Source organism: Cupriavidus sp. 05N39, from assembly GCF_056397325.1.
In genome coordinates this window covers 25,588-43,524 of record NZ_JBFTNE010000055.1, presented here as the reverse complement: position 1 = coordinate 43,524, position 17,937 = coordinate 25,588, and the positions used below count along the sequence as shown (strand labels likewise).

Annotated in this window: 16 protein-coding genes; all 16 read right to left on the bottom strand. The window is 66.3% G+C overall.

Translation table 11 applies throughout. The features are described from left to right. Nucleotides 1-154 precede the first annotated feature (154 nt). Complete coding sequence (locus AC1DN0_RS24520; RefSeq protein ID WP_477146075.1) at nucleotides 155-1,111, bottom strand: LysR substrate-binding domain-containing protein; 957 nt, start codon at nucleotides 1,109-1,111, stop codon at nucleotides 155-157. A gap of 123 nt (nucleotides 1,112-1,234) precedes the next feature. Then, nucleotides 1,235-2,059: an N-formylglutamate deformylase gene (gene hutG, locus AC1DN0_RS24515; RefSeq protein ID WP_441632901.1), complete on the bottom strand. Its 825-nt coding sequence runs from the start codon at nucleotides 2,057-2,059 to the stop codon at nucleotides 1,235-1,237. Further along, the gene (locus AC1DN0_RS24510; RefSeq protein ID WP_441632899.1) at nucleotides 2,056-3,060 is read right to left on the bottom strand and encodes a hydroxyacid dehydrogenase; all 1,005 of its coding nucleotides are present in this window, start codon (nucleotides 3,058-3,060) and stop codon (nucleotides 2,056-2,058) included. The genes hutG and AC1DN0_RS24510 overlap by 4 nt, the downstream gene beginning before the upstream one ends. 79 nt (nucleotides 3,061-3,139) lie before the next feature. Continuing rightward, nucleotides 3,140-4,402 (bottom strand): Zn-dependent hydrolase, encoded by a 1,263-nt coding sequence (locus tag AC1DN0_RS24505; RefSeq protein ID WP_441632897.1) that lies wholly within the window; start codon nucleotides 4,400-4,402, stop codon nucleotides 3,140-3,142. Beyond that, nucleotides 4,399-6,105, bottom strand: coding sequence for an ABC transporter ATP-binding protein (locus tag AC1DN0_RS24500; RefSeq protein ID WP_441632895.1), 1,707 nt, complete (start codon nucleotides 6,103-6,105; stop codon nucleotides 4,399-4,401). Before AC1DN0_RS24500 ends, AC1DN0_RS24505 begins: the two co-directional genes overlap by 4 nt. A 4-nt stretch (nucleotides 6,106-6,109) precedes the next feature. Next, nucleotides 6,110-6,946 carry an ABC transporter permease gene (locus AC1DN0_RS24495; protein ID WP_441632893.1) on the bottom strand — a complete coding sequence of 279 codons (837 nt, stop codon included), beginning with the start codon at nucleotides 6,944-6,946 and terminating at the stop codon, nucleotides 6,110-6,112. A 10-nt stretch (nucleotides 6,947-6,956) separates the two neighbouring features. Continuing rightward, a complete protein-coding gene (locus tag AC1DN0_RS24490; RefSeq protein WP_045242101.1) occupies nucleotides 6,957-7,943 on the bottom strand; it encodes an ABC transporter permease in 987 nt (328 codons plus the stop codon). A gap of 78 nt (nucleotides 7,944-8,021) precedes the next feature. Continuing rightward, a complete protein-coding gene (locus tag AC1DN0_RS24485) occupies nucleotides 8,022-9,617 on the bottom strand; it encodes an ABC transporter substrate-binding protein (protein WP_441632891.1) in 1,596 nt (531 codons plus the stop codon). Between the two features lie 80 nt (nucleotides 9,618-9,697). Next, a complete protein-coding gene (locus AC1DN0_RS24480) occupies nucleotides 9,698-10,450 on the bottom strand; it encodes a LamB/YcsF family protein (RefSeq protein ID WP_441632889.1) in 753 nt (250 codons plus the stop codon). A gap of 17 nt (nucleotides 10,451-10,467) precedes the next feature. Then, a complete protein-coding gene (locus AC1DN0_RS24475; protein ID WP_441632887.1) occupies nucleotides 10,468-11,472 on the bottom strand; it encodes a 5-oxoprolinase subunit C family protein in 1,005 nt (334 codons plus the stop codon). Then, nucleotides 11,469-12,293 (bottom strand): 5-oxoprolinase subunit PxpB, encoded by an 825-nt coding sequence (gene pxpB / locus AC1DN0_RS24470; RefSeq protein ID WP_441632885.1) that lies wholly within the window; start codon nucleotides 12,291-12,293, stop codon nucleotides 11,469-11,471. Before pxpB ends, AC1DN0_RS24475 begins: the two co-directional genes overlap by 4 nt. Then, a complete protein-coding gene (locus tag AC1DN0_RS24465; protein WP_477146074.1) occupies nucleotides 12,248-13,474 on the bottom strand; it encodes a pyridoxal phosphate-dependent aminotransferase in 1,227 nt (408 codons plus the stop codon). The genes pxpB and AC1DN0_RS24465 overlap by 46 nt, the downstream gene beginning before the upstream one ends. Before the next feature lie 135 nt (nucleotides 13,475-13,609). Next, the gene (locus AC1DN0_RS24460; protein ID WP_441632881.1) at nucleotides 13,610-15,064 is read right to left on the bottom strand and encodes an N-acyl-D-amino-acid deacylase family protein; all 1,455 of its coding nucleotides are present in this window, start codon (nucleotides 15,062-15,064) and stop codon (nucleotides 13,610-13,612) included. A gap of 24 nt (nucleotides 15,065-15,088) precedes the next feature. Next, a complete protein-coding gene (locus tag AC1DN0_RS24455) occupies nucleotides 15,089-16,042 on the bottom strand; it encodes a dihydrodipicolinate synthase family protein (protein ID WP_477146073.1) in 954 nt (317 codons plus the stop codon). Between the two features lie 57 nt (nucleotides 16,043-16,099). Further along, nucleotides 16,100-16,822: a GntR family transcriptional regulator gene (locus tag AC1DN0_RS24450; RefSeq protein ID WP_441632877.1), complete on the bottom strand. Its 723-nt coding sequence runs from the start codon at nucleotides 16,820-16,822 to the stop codon at nucleotides 16,100-16,102. 49 nt (nucleotides 16,823-16,871) lie between these two features. Then, nucleotides 16,872-17,936 carry an ABC transporter ATP-binding protein gene (locus tag AC1DN0_RS24445; protein WP_477111821.1) on the bottom strand — a complete coding sequence of 355 codons (1,065 nt, stop codon included), beginning with the start codon at nucleotides 17,934-17,936 and terminating at the stop codon, nucleotides 16,872-16,874. Nucleotide 17,937 lies beyond the last annotated feature (1 nt).

Here is a 17,937-nt window from a genome sequence, read left to right as displayed (position 1 = left end):
CACGCCCAACGCATTGATTTGAAAAGAAAAAATGCGTTGGGAGCAGCCCCGGTTCGCAGCCGCCTCATAGCCCCTTGTTATGGGGCCTGGGCAATATGTGATGGGGCGCGGTGGTGGTCTGTGGCATGCGCGCCACCGCGCCGCCAACCGCCGCTCAGGCGAACATCGCCGGGCGCTGCGCATCCCCACGCGGTGCGGCGTCCAGCAGGTGCACGAGCGTGGCAAGAAAGCCTTTGGCAAGGGCCGACATCGGGCTCTGCCGCGAATGGATCAGGTAGATCTTGTGACTGAGCGCCGGGCTGATCGGCTTGAGCATGACGTCGTCCGATGCGGATGGCGTGTATCCGAACGACTCCACCAAGGCCACCCCGACACCCTGGCGCACCAGCGCCATGGCTTCGGGTGTCGAGCGAATCTCGATGTCCGGCGTGAGTGGCCCCTGGTCCGACGACAGGAAATGCGAAGAGAGCTGGCCGAAAGGGGTGTCTGCGCCATAGCCGATGAAGGTCTGACCGCGCAAGTCGCCGGTTGTCACAACGTCCAGCGCCGCTAGCGCGTGTCCCCTGGGCAGCGCGCACAGGATCCGCCCCTCGCCGATTTCCCGGGTCCGGAGATTCGCGCCGTCCGGCGGCGCCATCGATGCAATGCAGAGGTCTGCGTGCCCCTGCACCACGAACGGCAGCAAGGCGTCGAACGGCATGGGCCGGTAGTGGACACGGACGGCGGGATGCCGCAGCCGGAAGCGCTGGATGGCGCGCGGCATCAGCCATTCGCTGTAGCTCGGACTAGAGACAATCGACAGCGTGCCTTCCTTCTGTTCGCCCAGGCTGCTGGYCACCGCATTGAACTGGGCGACGCCCTTGAGGATAACCTCGACTTCCTCGAACAGCCGGCGCGCCTCCGGCGTGGGCTGCAGCCGTCCCTTGACCCGTTCGAACAGCAGGAACCGCAGGCGGCTTTCCGCGGTTGCCAGCACCCGGCTGATTGCCGGCTGTGACACGCACAACATGCGCCCGGCCTCGCTCAGCGAGCCGGTGACCATGATCGCGTGGAAGACTTCGATCTGGCGAAGGTTCAGGGGTATGGCGGGAGGCCTGCTAACGGCTGACATACAAGGGGGCGCCAAGGCACAAGCGCGGTAACGGCAAGAGGAGCCCGTGACGACGCAAGAAGCGCGCCATCGGGCGGCGGATCCACGCCGACCGTCGGGCGCGAGCGAGGTGTCAAGCCTGATTCAAGCCTGTGCGTCGGCCGCGAAGGGCCGCAGCGTTGCCATTGCCGCGAGCGCGCCACCCACCATGTCGCGCAGTGTTGGCCACAGCTTCGCGGCCAGGTCTTCACGGTAGCCGAACGGTGCCGCTTCATCCATGTAGATGGCCTGCGCCATTTCGAGTTGCACCGCGTGCACCCCCCGCTGCGGCTGGCCGTAGTGCCGCGTGATATGCCCGCCTCTGAAACGATCGTCGGCGACCCACGAGAAAGGACTGGCCGACGCGGCGGCGATGACGGCCTCGCGCAGCGCCGGCGCGCAACTGGCACCGCTGTTGGTGCCGATGTTCAGATCAGGCAAGCGGCCCGCGAACAGGCGGGGCAGCACGCTGTCGATCGAGTGCGCTTCCCACAACAGCACGTGCCCGTGCACTTGGCGCAGGCGCGCGATCTCGGCGGCCAGCGTGCTGTGATACGGATCCCAGTAATCGCGGATACGGTCCGCGACCTCGGCGGAGAACGGGGCCTCGGAATCGGGATACAGCGGCTCGCCCAGGAATGTGTCGCGTGGGCAAAGCGCCGTGGTGTTCTGGCCCGGATAGAGGCTTTCGCCGTTGGCGGGGCGGTTCACGTCGATCACGTAGCGCGAGTAGTTGGCTGCCACGACGGAGGCGCCCAGCGTTGTCGCGAACGCGTAGAGACGCCCCAGATGCCAGTCGGTATCGGCACGCACGCGCGCCACGTCTTGCATTTGCGCGGCGAACGCGTCGGGCAACAGTTCGCCGCCGTGGGGAATGGAGACTACCAGGGGAATGGTGCCCTGCGTCAGCTTGCAAACGGGGGGATTCATGACTGGACTTCCTTGGATGGCGTGATAACGGGAGCGCGCCTGCGCAACCACACGCGCGCGTCGAGAAGGTGTTTCGGTTGCCGCCCCGCGAACACGTCGATTATCTGTTCGGCGCATTGGAGTGCCGTGGCATGTAGCGCCTCCTCGGTGGAGCCGGCAAGGTGCGGGCTCAGCACGACGTTGTCGAGCCCGGCCAGCGGGGACGCCGCGGAGAGCGGCTCCTGCGCGAAGACGTCCAGTCCGGCGCCGAAGAGCCTGCCTTCCTTTAGCGCCGCGGCCAGCGCGTCTTCGTCGATCAGCCCGCCGCGCGATGTATTGATGACGATGGCGCGCGGCTTCATGTTGCGCAGCGCCTTCGCATCGAGCGTGTGGCGCGTGTCGGCACGCAGCGGACGGTGCAGGGAGACAACGTCGGAGGCCGCCAGCAGTTCGGGCAGCGCCGATACCCGCGTCGCGCCGTGCGCTTCGACCTCGCACGTCGGCGCGCTGGGCGACCACACCAGCACGCGCATGCCGAGCCCCGCGCGCGCCATGTCGCAGACCAGGCGCCCCGTGCGGCCGAAGCCGATCACGCCGAGGGTCTTGCCATGGAGCGAGAGCATCGGTGCCGCGTATCGGTAGCGCCAGTCTGACTGCCGCGTGGCTGCGTCGGCCAGCGGCGCCCGGCGCGCGACCGCGAGCATCAGCATCAGCGTGTGTTCGGCCACGGCGCCGATATTGGCGTCGGGCGTGGACACCACCGGGATGCCCAGCTCATGCGCATGTGCGACCGCGATCTTGTCGGTGCCAGTGCCATGATTGCTGATGACCGCGAGCCGCGGTGCGGCCTCGATCATCGCGGCGGTCAGACCTTCGCGCACGATCACAGCGTCGGCGCCGGCGACTTCACGGATGCGAGCGGCTTCGTCACCGGCTTGGCCCGGGCGCACTTCGAAGCCCGCGGCGCGCAGGCGCTCCGCACCGATCGGGTGGATGGGCTGGGTAATCAGGCAGACTGGCATGGGCGTTTCATGGGAATCAGGCATGGGTTGTGTTTTGAAGTGCGATGCGGGTTGTGCTGCCGGTCGTGCTGCAGGCATCCTAGCCTGCACGCGCTGCTAACGTGCCGGCCAGCAGCCGCGTGGCGACGGCGAAGTCGGCGAGGTCCATCGACTCGTCGGGGTTGTGGCTGCCATGGGCATTGCGCACGAAGATCATCGCAGCGGGTATGCCCTGGGCGGCGAACAGTGCCGCGTCATGTCCGGCGCCGCTGGGCATGGCCTGCGCGCGTACGCCGCCCTGGCTCGCGGAGCAGAGCAGGGCGTGCTGGAGCGACGGATCCATCTGTGCCGCGGCACTGGACGACGCGGCACCGAGATCGACTTGCACGTGGTGCTGCGTGCCAATGCCTGCCGCGGCAGCGTGTACCCGCGCATCCAGCAGGTCGAGCGTGGCGCGGCTGCGGGAACGCATGTCGATACTGAACTCGACCAGGCCGGCGACCTTGCTGAAATCGACCTGATCCGGGTCCGTCATGCAGCGGCCGAACGTCAGCGTGAGTTCATGCCCTTGCGCCTCGAGTGCGATCCAGTCCTGTTGCAGCGCGTCGATCAGCGCCGCGGTCGCGACCACGGCGTCTTGCCGGTGGCTGCGCGGCGTCGCGCCGGAATGCGCATAGGCTCCCTGCACGCGGGCATGCCGGTAGCGCTGGCTGCCGCAGATGCCGGTGACGATGCCGACGACGTCGCCCGCATCCAGCAGCACCGGTCCCTGCTCGATATGGAGTTCGACAAAACAATCGATGCGGTCGGCGCACAGATACGCCAGGCCCGCGCGGACGTCGTCCGGCCGTCCGCCGGCCTCACGCAGATGGTCGGCCAGGCTGCGCCCGGTGTCGGCACGCACGCTGTCAAGCGCCTGCGGCTCCAGTAGTCCGAAGGCGGCCTTGCTGCCGGCATAGGACACCGGAAACCAAGCGCTCTCCTCCGCGCGGATTGCGGCTACGGTGACGTCGCGACGCGGCACAAAGCCCGCCTTGCGCCAGCCAGCCAGCACGGCGAGACCGGCGACGACCCCGGCGGCGCCGTCGAAATTACCACCGCGCGGTACCGAGTCGAGATGCGAACCCGTCATGACCGCTGCAGCACCGCGATCCGTGCCCGGCAATGTCAGATAGAGATTGAGCGCCGCATCGGTCGCCACCTGCAGTTCGAGCGCGCGGGCGGCGTCGGCGACAAGCCGGTGCGCCCGCTGCTCGCCTGCGCCGTAGCTGTCTCGCGTGACGCCGACGCCGTCGAAACTTTGTTCGCGCAAGCGGTCGAACAGCGTGGTGGCGAGGGCGAAATCCGGTTCGGCGATGGTCATAGGATGGTTGCCATCGTGTCTGCCTGCACCTCGGCTTGCGTGGCCGTCTGCCTGGCAAGTGACGGATCCCAGTCACGCCCCGGCATCGCGTCGATGAGCTGGCGCGTGTAGGCATGCTGGGGTGTCTCGAAAATCTGGGCAGGGCTACCCTGTTCGACCACGCTGCCCCGGTGCATGACCAGCACCGCATCGCAAATCTGCGCCGCCACACGCAGATCGTGGGTGATGAAGACCAGCGCGATGCCGAGGCGCTGTTGCACGGCGCGAAGCAGCCGCAGCACCTGCGCCTGCACGGAGACATCGAGCGCAGATACCGATTCGTCGGCCACGATCAGCCGCGGCTCCATCGCCAGCGCCCGCGCGATGCCGATGCGCTGGCGCTGGCCGCCGGAGAACTGGCTCGGATAGCGGTCGAATGCCGAGGTATCGAGCTCGACGAGCTGCAACAGCTCGCGCGCTCTCGCTAGTGCCTGTTCCCGGGACACGCCACACGCGAGCGGGCCATCGCAGAGGATGCGCCCCACCGTATGGCGCGGATTGAGCGAGGCGAACGGGTCCTGGAAGATCATCTGGATATGGCGGCGTAAGGGCCGGAACGCGCGCTCGCTCAACGGGGCGATGTCGCGCCCATCAAAATACATACCACCGCCGTCGGTTCCGGTCAGCTTGAGCAGGCATTTGCCGATCGTCGACTTGCCTGAACCCGACTCGCCGACGATACCCAGCGTCTTGCCGGCGCCGACCGAGAAGCTCACGTCCTTGACGGCTTCGACCACGCGCTTGCGTTTGAACAGCCCGCCCGAACTAACATAGGTCTTGCGCAACGCATCGACGCGCAGCACTGGATATCCGTTCGCTGCGTCAGCCGGGTCATTGTGCTCGCGATCGCCCGGCCGGTGTGACGGCACGCTGGCGATCAGCCGCTGCGTGTAGGGATGGCGGGGCCGGTTCAGCACCTGGTCGGCCGTACCCTCCTCGACCAGCAGGCCCTTCTCCATTACGACGACACGATCCGCGATTTCGGCCACGACGCCAAAATCGTGCGTCACGAACATGACACCCATGCCTTTCTCGCGCTGGATGCGGGCGATCAGCGCGAGGATCTGCGCCTGCGTGGTGACGTCCAGCGCCGTGGTGGGCTCGTCGGCGATCAGCAGCGCCGGCTCCAGCGCCAGCGCCATCGCGATCATCACGCGCTGGCGCTGGCCACCCGAAAGGCTGAACGGCCAGGCATGAAACAACCCTGCTGGATCCGGCAAGCCGACGAAGTCGAGCAGTTCTAGTACACGGGCCTCGCGTGCCGGACCTGGATAGGCCGCATGGACGCGCATGACCTCGGCGATCTGCGCTCCCACCGGCTGCAGCGGGTTGAGCGCCGACAGCGGCTCCTGGAAGATCATCGCCATGTCCTTGCCGCGCATGCCGCGCAGCGCCGCCTCGTCCATGCCGAGCAGATCCTCGCCGTGCAGCAGGATCTGCCCCTGCTGCGGACGCAGATAGGTGGGCAGCAAGCCCATGATGGCGTTGGCACTCATCGATTTCCCCGATCCGGATTCGCCGACGATGCAGAGGATCTCGCCGGCGCGGATGTCGAACGACACATCGCGCACGGCATACTGGCGGTCGCCGCCAGCCGGAAGCGGGATGCTTAATCCGCGGATGGAGAGCAGGGCGGCGCCCTGGCCTGGATTGCCTGTAGCCACGGTATTAAGCTCCCCGCTTGCGCAGTTGAGGGTTGAGGGCGTCGTTGAGCCCCTCGCCGATCAGATTGATGGCCAGCACCGTCAGCATGATGGCAATGCCGGGCCAGAGGCTCATCCACGGCGCTTCGCGGAGCATCGTGCGCGCGGCGCCGATCATGAATCCCCAGCTCATCAGGTTGCGGTCGCCCAGCCCGAGGAAAGACAGCGCCGATTCGGTCAGGATGGCCGTCGCGGTCATCAGCGAGGCCGTCACGATAATCGGCGAGGCGGCATTGGGCAGGATCTGGGTAAAAATGATCCGGGCCGGCTTCTGGCCGATCACGATGGCGGCTTGCACGAACTCCCGCTGCTTGAGCGTCATGAACTCGGATCGCACCAGGCGCGCCACCGGCGGCCACGACACCATGGAGATGGCCCCGACGATCGAGTACAGCGACGGCTTGAAGATCGCCACCAGGACGAGTGCCATGGCCAGCTGTGGAATGGTCTGGAAGAACTCCGTTCCCCGCATCAGGGCGTCGTCCACGCGGCCGCCGTGGTAGCCCGCCAGGGCACCCACCACGATGCCGATCAGGACCGCCACAAGCGTAGAGATCACGCCGATCATCAGCGACACCCGCGCGCCGTAGGCGAGGCCCGCCGCGATGTCGCGGCCCAACATATCGGTGCCCAGYGGATAYGCGGTGTCGGCGAACGGGCCGAGCAGCGGCTCCGCCACCATCATCCATGGGGGATCTTGATAGAGCGCCGGGGCAAGGATGCCCGTCAGGATCACCACCAGCAGCAGCGCGAGGCCGACGGCCGCGCCGCGGTTGGCGACGAATCGATTCAGGAAAGACATGTGAGGCTCCTCAGGCTTGCTGGATGCGTGGATCGATCAGCCGGTAGGCGAGATCGGTGAGCAGGTTGAAGACCACCACCATCGTCGATGTCACCAGGAACACACCGAGCAGCAATTGATAGTCGCGCTGGAGCAGCGCATCGAACATCAGCCGTCCGATGCCGGGCCATCCGAATACGGTTTCGGTAAGCACCGCGCCGCCGGCCATCTGCCCCAGCTGGATCCCCGCGAAAGTCACCACCGGCAGCAAGGCATTGCGCAGCGCGTGATGGCGGATGGTCCCGCCCACTGAAACCCCCTTGGCGCGCGCCGTCTTGATGAAATCCATGCCCAGCACTTCGAGCATGGAAGCGCGCGTCAGCCGCGCGTAGACCGCCATGAAGAAGCAGCCGAGCGACGCGGTAGGCAGCACCAGGTGATGCGCAACGTCGCGCACGCGCGCCCAGCCGGTCAACGCGCCGCCGACCGTCTCCATGCCGTAGGGCGGCAGCCAGCCGAGGTGCAGGGAAAAGAAGAGAATGGCCAGCAGCGCCAGCCAGAACTGCGGCGTGGCATAGATCAGCAACGAACCCGTCATCAGCACGCTGTCGAGCCATGGATGTGTGCCCTGATAGCGGCTGCGCGAGGCCACCACGCCGAACAACACGCCGAACACAAGCGCGAAGGCGAACGCGCACGACATCAGCAGCAGCGTGGCGGGCAGGCGGTCGAGGATGATATCGAGCACCGGCAAGCGTTCACGGTACGAGTAGCCCAGGTCGAGGTGCGCCACGCCGTTCAGGTAGCTCGCCAGTTGCACATAGACGGGCTTGTCGAGGCCGAACTCTTGCCGTAGCTGCGCCACGTAGGTGGGGTCCGAGGCCCCCGATTCGCCCGCCAGCACGGCGGCCGGATCGCCGGGCGCCAGGCGGATCAACAGGAAGTTGACGACGACGACGCCCAGCACGACCAGGGCTGCCTTGCCGAGCCGCGCGAACACTGACAGTGCCTTATCCACGGAATATATTCCAAGAAAGTTGACGAGGAGGAGCGATGCGCCGTGCCACTTGCCCGGCGCACCGCCGCGCACGGGTGCTTACTTGTCGATGTAGGCATCGGCGAATGTGTCGTTAAGACCGATCGCCGTCTGGATCAGGTTGTGCACCTTCGCGTTGTAGAGCGTCGGAATCTCCATCTCGAACAGGTACCCGTTCGCCACCTCTTCCACGAGTGTCTTCTGGATGCTGGAGTACAGCTTCTGGCGATCGTCGTTAGAGGTCGCGGCGGCTGCCTTGTCCCACATCGCGTCAACCGCGTCGTTCCGGTATCCCTGGTTGTTGACGAATGCAGAGCCCTTGACCATGTTGCGGGCCAGGTAAAGACGCGAGACGCCCAGTGCCGGATCGCCATATTGCGACGTGAAGCTGAAGGTGAGGTCGAAATCGAAATCCGAGACGCGCTTGGCCCACGTGCCCGCATCCGCCGACTCTATCTCGACCTTGAAGCCGAGCTGTTCGAGGCTCTGGCGCGTGTACTCGCCGAGCCGGTCCCAGGTCGCGCCGTAGGGATACGACAGGATCTTGATCGGCGTCTTCGCGGGGTCGACACCCGACTCCTTGATCAGCGCGCGTGCTTTCTTCAGTTCGAAGTTGTAGGCCGGCACGTTGGCATCGTAGAAGGGCGTGGTGGAAGAAATCGGACCTGTGGCAACCTTGCCGAGACCGAGGAAGATGCTGTTCACGACGAACTTGCGGTTGATGGCCTCCATCACGGCCTGGCGCACCTTGACGTTGTCGAAAGGCGGCTTGCGCTGGTTCATCTGGATATAGGCCAGCTTGGAGAACATCTCCCAGCCCTTCGTCGTGTATTGCACGCCCGGCAGCGCCTTGAGACGTTTCACCTCCACGTTGTCCACGTCACCTGCACTCACCACCTGAACGTCGCCGCGCTCGAAAGCAACCGCGCGCGAGGCTGCATCGGGAATCACGTTGAAGACGATCTCGTCCAGATAAGGCTTGCCGGCTTGCCAGTAATCGGGGTTGCGCGTGAGGATGATGTACGCGCCTTTCTTCCACTCCTTGAACTTGAACGGGCCGGTCCCGATTGGCGTCTGGTTGGCCGGGTTCTTGGCGTAGTCGGTGCCGTCATAGATGTGCTTGGGCACGATCGGCATGTTGTCGCTGACGAAGGCTTTCAGAAACGGAGCAAATGGCGCCTTCAGCGTGATCTGCACCTTGTTTGGGCCAAGCGCCTTCACGGTGTCCACGAACTGCTCGATAATGACCCGCGCGCGCGGGTGCACCGTGCGCAGGAACTTGTCGACCGAGAACACAACGTCGTCTGCCGAGAACGGCTTGCCATCGTGCCACTTGACGTTCGGCTGCAACTCGAACGTGTAGACCTTACCGTCGGGCGAGATGGTCCAGGACCTGGCCAGGCCCGGCTTCGGCTTCATGTCCGGCGTCCACGTCAGCAGGCTTTCATAGATCTTGCCCGCCACGTATTGGGTGGGCGTTTGCTGATTGAGGCCGAGCATGAGCGTGGGTGGCTCGGGCTGCGCGATCGCGCGCAACGTGCCGCCGCGCGTCTGCGCATGCGCGCCGGTGCCAGCGAGCGTGCCGAGTGCCAGCGCAACGGCGCACGCCGCGAGGTTGAGCATGCGCTTGGGGCGCGGAGTCAGCTTGGAAGACATGAGGATCACCTCGGTGTGGGGAGGGTCGGTCGGGATGGGGCGCGCCGCGTGAGCGTTTCGTGCATCGGTGGCGGAATACGTCAGACGGGCCGCACGCCGATGCCATCGGCATCGAGCGCGGCGCGGATACGCGCCGCGAATACCGCTGCGCCGTGCTGGTCGCCATGGATGCAGAGCGTGTCGGCCGTGATGGGAACGGTCTTGCCTGCGAGCGAGATCACGCTGCCATCGGTCACCATGCGCTTGACCTGCGCGATCGATTCCGCCACGTCTTCGATCATCGCGTGCGGCTCGGAGCGCGGGGTCAGCGTGCCGTCGTCCTGGTAGCTGCGGTCCGCATAGACCTCGAAGGCCGCGCGCAGGCCCATCGCGCGGGCGGCGCTCGCCATGTTGGCGTTGGCGACGTAGACCATCAGCTTGGGATCGATGTCGTGCACGGCCTGCGCTACCGCCTTGGCAAGCGCCGGGTCGCGCGCGGTCATGTTGTAGAGCGCGCCGTGTGTCTTCACGTGGTGCAGGGGGACCCCCACCGCGCGGGTGACGCCCAGCATGGCTCCCACCTGATACACAATGAGGGCATAGACCTCGTCTGGCGTCATGGCCATGGCGCGGCGGCCGAAGCCTTGCAAATCGGGGAGTCCCGGATGCGCACCAACCGCCACGCCGGCGGCCGCGGCCGCACGGACCGTCTCGAGCATCGTGTCCGGATCCCCGGCATGGAATCCGCAGGCAATGTTGGCGGAGGTGACATGCTGCAGGATCGCGCGGTCGTTGCCCATGACCCAGGGCCCGAAGCTCTCGCCCATATCGCAGTTGATATCGATGAACGGCATGATGAATTCCTTTTGCGTTATGGGATGGGGAGGCCCAGCGCCTTTGCGGCCAGCACCTTGACGCGGGCAAAGCGATCTTCGACTTCCAGGCAGAGTGCCTCTGCCTCGGCTTGGGTGATGGCCTGGAAGCGCAGCGCATCGCCTGGCAGGGCCTGCGCCAGCGAGGGCAGGTCGGCACTGGCGACATAGGCCAGCTTCGGATACCCGCCGGCGCTCTGGCGGTCGGCCATCAGCACAATAGGACTACCGCCCGGTGGCACTTGGACGGTGCCGAAGGTCACGACTTCGGAGATCATTTCCAGTGGCTGCGCCAATCTCAACTCCGGACCTTCCAGCCGGTAGCCCATGCGGTCGGATTGGGCTGAAACCCGGAAACACGCGGATTCGAAGTCGTGCCGCGCCTGGCTGGTGAAGGACTGCCACTGCGGGCCAGGCACGAAGCGCAGCCCCTGCGTGGCCGATGACAGTGGTGCGGTGTCCGGCGCCGCCGCGGCGACGAAGGGCATGCCGCTCTGGATCATCATGCGCTCAAGTTCCAGGACTTCTCCTCTTGGCGACGCCACCGGCACCCGGTCGCCGCGGCGCAACGCGCGGCCTTCGAAGCCGCCGAAGCTGCCGCGCACGTAGGTGCTGCGGCTGCCCAGCACGAGCGGGGCATCGAATCCACCCCGCACCGCGAGGTAGGCGCGAGCACCGGACCTGCGCTCTCCGAATTCCAGGCGTACGCCGTGGCGCAACATGACGGCACAGTGCATGGGGATCTGGGCGCCGCCCGCGGTGACCCGCATATCCGCGCCGCTCAGGGCGATCAAGGTGTTGCGGGAGAAGCTGACGCAGGGTCCCTTCAGCGTGCATTCGAGGGGAGCGGCCTCTTCGCCATTGCCTACCAGGGCATTGGCGACGCGGTGCGCCCACTCGTCCATCGGCCCATTGACCGGTACGCCATAGCGCTGGTAGCCGTTGCGCCCCGTGTCCTGGAGGAGGGAAAACACCCCGGGCTTTTCAACCAGCATATGGTTCATTGGTGCGGCTCCAGCAGCGCTTCGAACTCGCGCGGCGTGACCGGCATGAATTGCATGCGGTCGCCGATCTGCAGGCGCGTCGGCGGGCTCTTGCGGATGTCGAACAAGGTCCAGGGCGTGCGGCCAATCAGGTTCCACCCGCCGGGGGATTCAGTCGGGTAGATGGACGAGATCCCGTTGGCGATCGCCACGGCCCCGGCCGGCACACGGGTGCGCGGCACTGCGCGCCGTGGCACCTGCAGCCTGGGATCCAGCGGACCGGCGAATGGGGTGCCCGGCGCGAAGAAGAACGTGTAGAGGACGAGCGGCACGGCGGTATGCAGGCGGATGACCTCGCCGGTGGAGATACCGCATTGGTGCGCGACGTCTTCCAGGTCGGGGCCGTACTCGCCGCCATAGCACACCGGAATTTCCACCAGGCGTGCGGTGCCCGCGATCCTGGGCACGCCTTGTGACAGGAGATGGTCTATGGTCGCGCTCAGGGACTGCGAGGCGGAGCCCTCGCAGCGTGGCAACTGGGCGGGCAGGTAGTGGACGGCCACCGTGGTGAACGCCGGCACGACGTCGACGACGCCGGGCAGGACGCGGCTGGACAGCCATGCCGTCACCGCGTGCACCGTCTGGCTGACTTCGGCATCGGCCCGGTTGCCCAGGCGGATCAACAGGCAGCGGTCGCCGGCGGGCTCGATGTGCCATCCGTCGCGCAGGTGCTGGTGCGCAGGCGCGGGCTCCGCCGCGCTCCCGGATTGCGCCGGTGCATCCATGTCCGCCGCTTTCATGGCCTGGACAGCCTGCAGCAGGCCCGGACGATCTGCTCGCATGCCATGCGCAGCCGGTCATCGGAAACCGCATACGCAAACCGCAGGTACGGCGCCAGGCCGAATGCCGTGCCAGGCACGACCGCGACGCCCGCTTCCTCCAGCAGGTAGCGCGCCAGGTCCRGGTCGCTTTCGATGATGTCGCCGCTCGGTGTGCGCATGCCAAGCGTGCCGCTGCAATCCGCATAGAGGTAGAAGGCCGCGGGTGGCGTGCGCATGGTCAACAGCGGTGCCGCCCCCGCGAGCAGATCGACGGCAAGGTCCCGGCGCCAGCGCAGGCGCGCCATCCAGTCCTCCAGGAAATCCTGCGGCCCGTCGAGCGCGGCGATGGCGGCGGCCTGGCTAACCGAGCTGGGGTTGCTAGTGCTTTGGGATTGCAACATCTCCAGCGCTTTGACCAGCCACCGCGGGCCGCCGGCATAGCCCAGCCGCCACCCCGTCATGGCGTAAGCCTTGGAGACGCCATTGACGGTGAGCGTGCGCGCCTTCATGTCCGGTGCCGCCTGCGCAAAGGAGCAGAACTCGCCTTCGAACACGATCTTTTCATAGATGTCGTCGGACATCACCAGCACGCGGGGATGTGCGCGCAGCACGTCCGCCAGCCCACGCAGTTCGTCGGCGGCGTAGAGCGATCCGGAAGGATTGCAGGGCGAGTTCAGCATCAGCCAGCGTGTCCTGGGCGTGATGGCGGCGGCGAGTGCGTCCGGCGTGAGCTYGAAGCCATCTTCGGCCGCCGGCGTCACCACCACCGGCGTACCTCCGGCAATGCGCACCATCTCGGAATAGGACACCCAGTAGGGCGCCACGACGATGGCCTCGTCCCCGTCATTGACGGTTGCCAGCAGGGCATTGAAGAGAATCTGCTTTGCGCCCGTCGCGGCAATGACCTCGCTCTCGTTGTAGTGCAGGGCATTGTCACGCACGAACTTGCGCACTATCGCGGCCCTGAGTTGGGGCGTGCCTGCCACGTTTGTGTAGCGCGTATGCCCGTCCATGATGCCGGCAACGGCAGCCTGCCGGATGTGCGCGGGCGTATCGAAGTCGAGTTCCCCCTCGGCCAGGCTGATGACTGCGCGGCCTTGCGCCACCATGAGGCGGGCGGCTTCGGCAACAGCCCCCGTGGCCGACGGCCGCGCGGCGCTCAGGCGGGACGCCAAGCGGGTATCTAAGCTAAGAACAGACATGGCTTGCGCTGCTTTCCTATACGCGCCCATGGGGATCGATCGATCGCACATGGCATTGCGTTGGTGGTTGATATGAGGCTTGTGTGCCATTGGTATGCCAATGGAGTGCAAGCAATACACGTGCCAAACGGATTGCTACGCTTGCACGGCCTGTGATGGTGTCCTGGTCAGTACACGTCCGGCGCGATCGTCCCGCACGTCTCCTTTTGCGAAAGCCAGCCGTCCGTTGACCCAGACGCTCTCGATACCTGCCGATAGCGTGGCCGGCTTGGCGAAGGTCGCGCGATCCCCGACCGTGTCCGGGTCGAACAGCACAAGATCGGCCGCCTGGCCAACGGCGATATGGCCGCGGTCGGCGATGCCGAGCTCGCCGGCGGTCAGGCCGCTCATCTTGTGGATTGCCGTGACCAGCGGGAAAAGCCGCTCCTCGCGCGAGTAGTGGCCCAGCACTCGGGGAAATGTTCCCCACAGGCGCGGGTGGGGATGCTCGTCGTGCGGCATGCCGTCCGAGCCGATCATGGCTTTGGGGAAGGCAAGAATGCGGCGCACGTCGCCCTCGTCCATCATGAAGTAGACGGCGCCGGCGGGTGCCAGGCGCGCGGCGGCTTGTTCATCGCCGCAGCCCATCTCGCGCGCGATATCGGCGAGCAGCCTGCCGGCATGTTCCGGATGTGGCGTGGACCAGCTGACCATCACGGCGGCGGCGCGCGCCACGAACTCCGGCCGCAGTACCGTGGAAGACGCGTTGTAGGGGTAGCAATCAAGCGATACCGGCTGCGTTTGCATCGCGGCTGCGATGTGCTTCAGCGTCTCGGCGGAGCGCCCGTGATTGGCGATGCCCGCCAGCTTGTGGTGCGAGATCAGAACGCGTACGCCAAGCCGCCTGCCTATCTCGAAGGTTTCATCCAGCGCATCGATGATCTTCTCGGCTTCGTTGCGCATATGGGTGGCATAGAGCGCGCCATGGGCCCGCAGGGGCTCGCCTACCGCGACGATTTCGTCGGTGGTGGCAAGCCGCGCGGGCGGATAGAAGGTGCCGGTGGACATGCCCCAGGCACCTGCCTCGAGCGCGTCTGCCAGCAGGCGCTGCATGGCATCGCATTCGGCCGGGGTGGCCGGGCGTTCCAGGTTGTCCATGACGCTGGCCCGCAGCGTCAGGTGGCCCACAAGGCAGACAGCGTTGACCGCGGTCCCGTTCGCGTCCAAGGCGTGGAGGTAATCGCGGAAGGCAGGAAAACGTAGCCATTCCGGCGTGGCGATCAGGTCCAGCGGAGGCGATATGGCGGTGCCCGGCCGCGCAGGCGCCAGGCTGAGTCCACAGTTGCCGGTGACGACGGTTGTCACGCCCTGGGACAGCTTCGCCGTCATCGCGCCCGGCATCAGCAAGGCGCGGTCGTCGTGCGTATGGACGTCGATGAAGCCAGGCGCGGCAACCCGGCCACGGCCATCGATGCGTTCCACCGCGCTGGCGTGGGCAAGCTCACCAACGGCCGCGATCTTCCCGTCCTTCACGCCCACGTCGCCAACGAAGGCGGGTCTGCCGCTGCCGTCCACGATCGATGCGCCGGTGATACAGAAGTCGAAAGTCATGCTGTTTCCCTGTCTCCCCTGGCGTCAGTGACCAGCCTGGCCGGCGTTCGCCAAACYGGCTTCCAGGCGGCCGATCAGCCGCTCCAGCTCCGCAAGGTCGGTTGCGTCCAGCACCGGTCCGGGCTTGCGCACCGCGGCACTGGCGATCGCACCGCGCCGGCGCAGGGTTTCCTTGCGCAGTGCCAGGCCGATGCCGTACTGGAACTCATGGCGCAGCAGTGGCAGGTACAGATCGAACAGGTCTTCGGCTTCACCGGCCTTACCCTGGGCGAAAAGGTCGCAGACCTGGACCAGCATCTCGGGGTAGGCGAAGCCGGTCATCGCGCCATCCGCGCCCCGCAGCATCTCCTGCGGCAGGAACAGGCCGCCATTGCCGGCCAGGATGCTGATGCGACGCAGGCCTTCCGCCTCGCTTTGGGCACGAATCTGCGAGAGCTTGCGCAGGCCGGGTAGCTCCTCGTGCTTGAACATCACCACCTGCGGGAATTCCCGCACCATCCGCAGGACGACGTCGACCGAGGTGTAGACGCCGGTGGCCTGGGGGAAGTCCTGCAGGCAGATCGGCACATCCGGTCCAAGCAGGCGCGCAATGGCGGCGTAGTAGCCATAAACCTGGTCGTCGGTCCTGAGGTTTGCCGCTGGCGCCAGCATGACCCCGGCCGCGCCGAGCGCCATCGAGGTCCTCGCCAGGCGCTCCACATGCTGATTCGACGCGTGGCTCACCCCGACAACCACCGGCACCCGGCCATCGACCCGCTCGAGGATGCGGCGCACGAAAATCATGGACTCCTCCTCCGACAGCTTGGGCGCTTCGCCCATCATGCCGAGGATGGTCATGCCCGCGACCTTCTTGCCGAGGTAGAAATCGACCAGGCGGTCGGTGCTCTCCAGGTCGAGCGCCCCCTGTTCCGTGAAGGGGGTCGCGGAGATGATGAAGACGCCCCTTGCGCTTTCGTCAATGCGCGATGTACTTGTCATGGATGAATCTGCTGGTTGATGGAGCGTTGATGGACGCATGGTTGGCAACACACGAAGTCACAGGTTTGTATGGCGCGCTACCAGGCCGGCGCGTGCGTTGGCAAGGTGCAGGCTCATGGCGGCGCGCGCCGCATCGGCGTTGCGCTCGGCGATGGCCTGCAGGATGGCGATATGCTCGCGTGCGCAGGGCTCGAAACGCTCGGGTGCGCCGTTCTGGTCGAAGCATCTTGCCTTGATGCGCAGGTCATGGATCGTCTGCGCCAGCATCTGGTTGCCGCTGGCCGTGGCGACGGTGTCGTGCAGCAGGTTATCGATCCTGTGGTTCTCGTCCTTGGTGGTATTGCGCGCCAGCAGATGCGCCTCCACCTGGGCGATGACGTATTGCGCATGCTTGGGGTCCATCCGGGTCGCGGCCTGGGCGGCGGCTTCGCTTTCCAGCAGGCCCCGCATTTGGAGAATCTCCAGATACTGGCGCAGCGTGGGCTCCTTGATCATGAGCTGCCCGCGCGGCGTGCGCACGGCAAAGCCGCCGCCGATGAGCCGGCTCATGGCTTCGCGCAGCGGCGTGCGCGAGATGCCCAGCGTTGCCGCCAGCGCCCGTTCCTGCAGTGGCGTCTCGGTGCGCAAGCGGCCCAGCTGGATCATGTCAAGCAGCGTGTTGTAGGCATCGCCCGCCAGGTCGGGGATGTCCCCGGCGGGCGTGGTCGAGGTCAGCGCGATGTCGTCCAGCTCGCTTGCGGCAGCRCCGTGGTCAGTCTCGATTTTTGTCAGTGTTTTCATGTTGGTGCGGTAGTGAATATGCTGTCGCGCTACTGGTGCTCACCGACCCTCATTGGGTGGCGAACACCATGGCGTCGCTGGGGCTGAACCCCCAGGCTACGAGCCGCCCGGGCTCGTGATCGGTACCAGCCATGCCGGCAGCCGCATAGGCAACGATGGTCCTGTCCCGCCAGGCGATGAATACCTTCCAGTGCAGGCCGCAGAAGGTCGACGCGACCACGCGGCCCTCGTGCCGTACGTCCGACGCGCCAAGCTGCGCGCCAACGCGCACGTTCTCCGGCCTGATCCCGAGCACGCGGGCGGGTTCTCCGAGGAAGTTGCATTCGCCGAGGAAGCCCGCGACGAACGGCGTATCGGGCGAGCGGTACAGTGCGGCGGGCGCGCCCGCTTGCACGATGCGGCCCTGGTCCATGATGACGATGCGGTCCGACAGGTTCATGGCTTCCTCCTGGTCGTGGGTGACGAAGACCACCGTCAGGCCGAGGTCGTGGTGCAGCTTCTTGAGCTGCAGCTGGATCGCCTGCCGCAAGTTCTTGTCGAGCGCGCCAAGCGGTTCGTCCATCAGCAGCACGTCCGGCATGAAGACCAGCGCGCGGGCCAGCGCGACGCGCTGCTGTTGCCCGCCTGAGAGCTCGCGTGGCAGGCGCGCTGCCAGGGCCTGCAGGCTCACCAGCTCGAGCGCTTCGCCGACGCGCCGCTTGATGTCCTCATGGTTGAGGCGCCGCATGCGCAGCGCAAAGGCTACGTTCTCGAACACCGACATATGGGGGAACAGCGCGTAGTTCTGGAACACCATGCCGATATTGCGTTCGGCGATCGGCGTGTGGGTGACGTCGCGGCCGGCGATGTGCACGCTGCCGGTGTCGGGCATTTCGAAGCCGGCGATGATCTTCAGCAGCGTGGTCTTGCCCGAGCCCGAGGCGCCAAGCAGGGTACAGAATTCGCCGCGTGCCACCGATAGCGAGACTTCCGGCAGCGCGACCGTGCTGCCGTAGGACTTGCGCACGGCGCGCACCGAGATGTCCTTGCCCTGGGCCTCGGGGCGCTCGGAGAGCTGCAGCGCAGGCGCCGCAGCATAGGGCGGGGACGCGGTTGGCGAGAGGGTGGCTTGCATC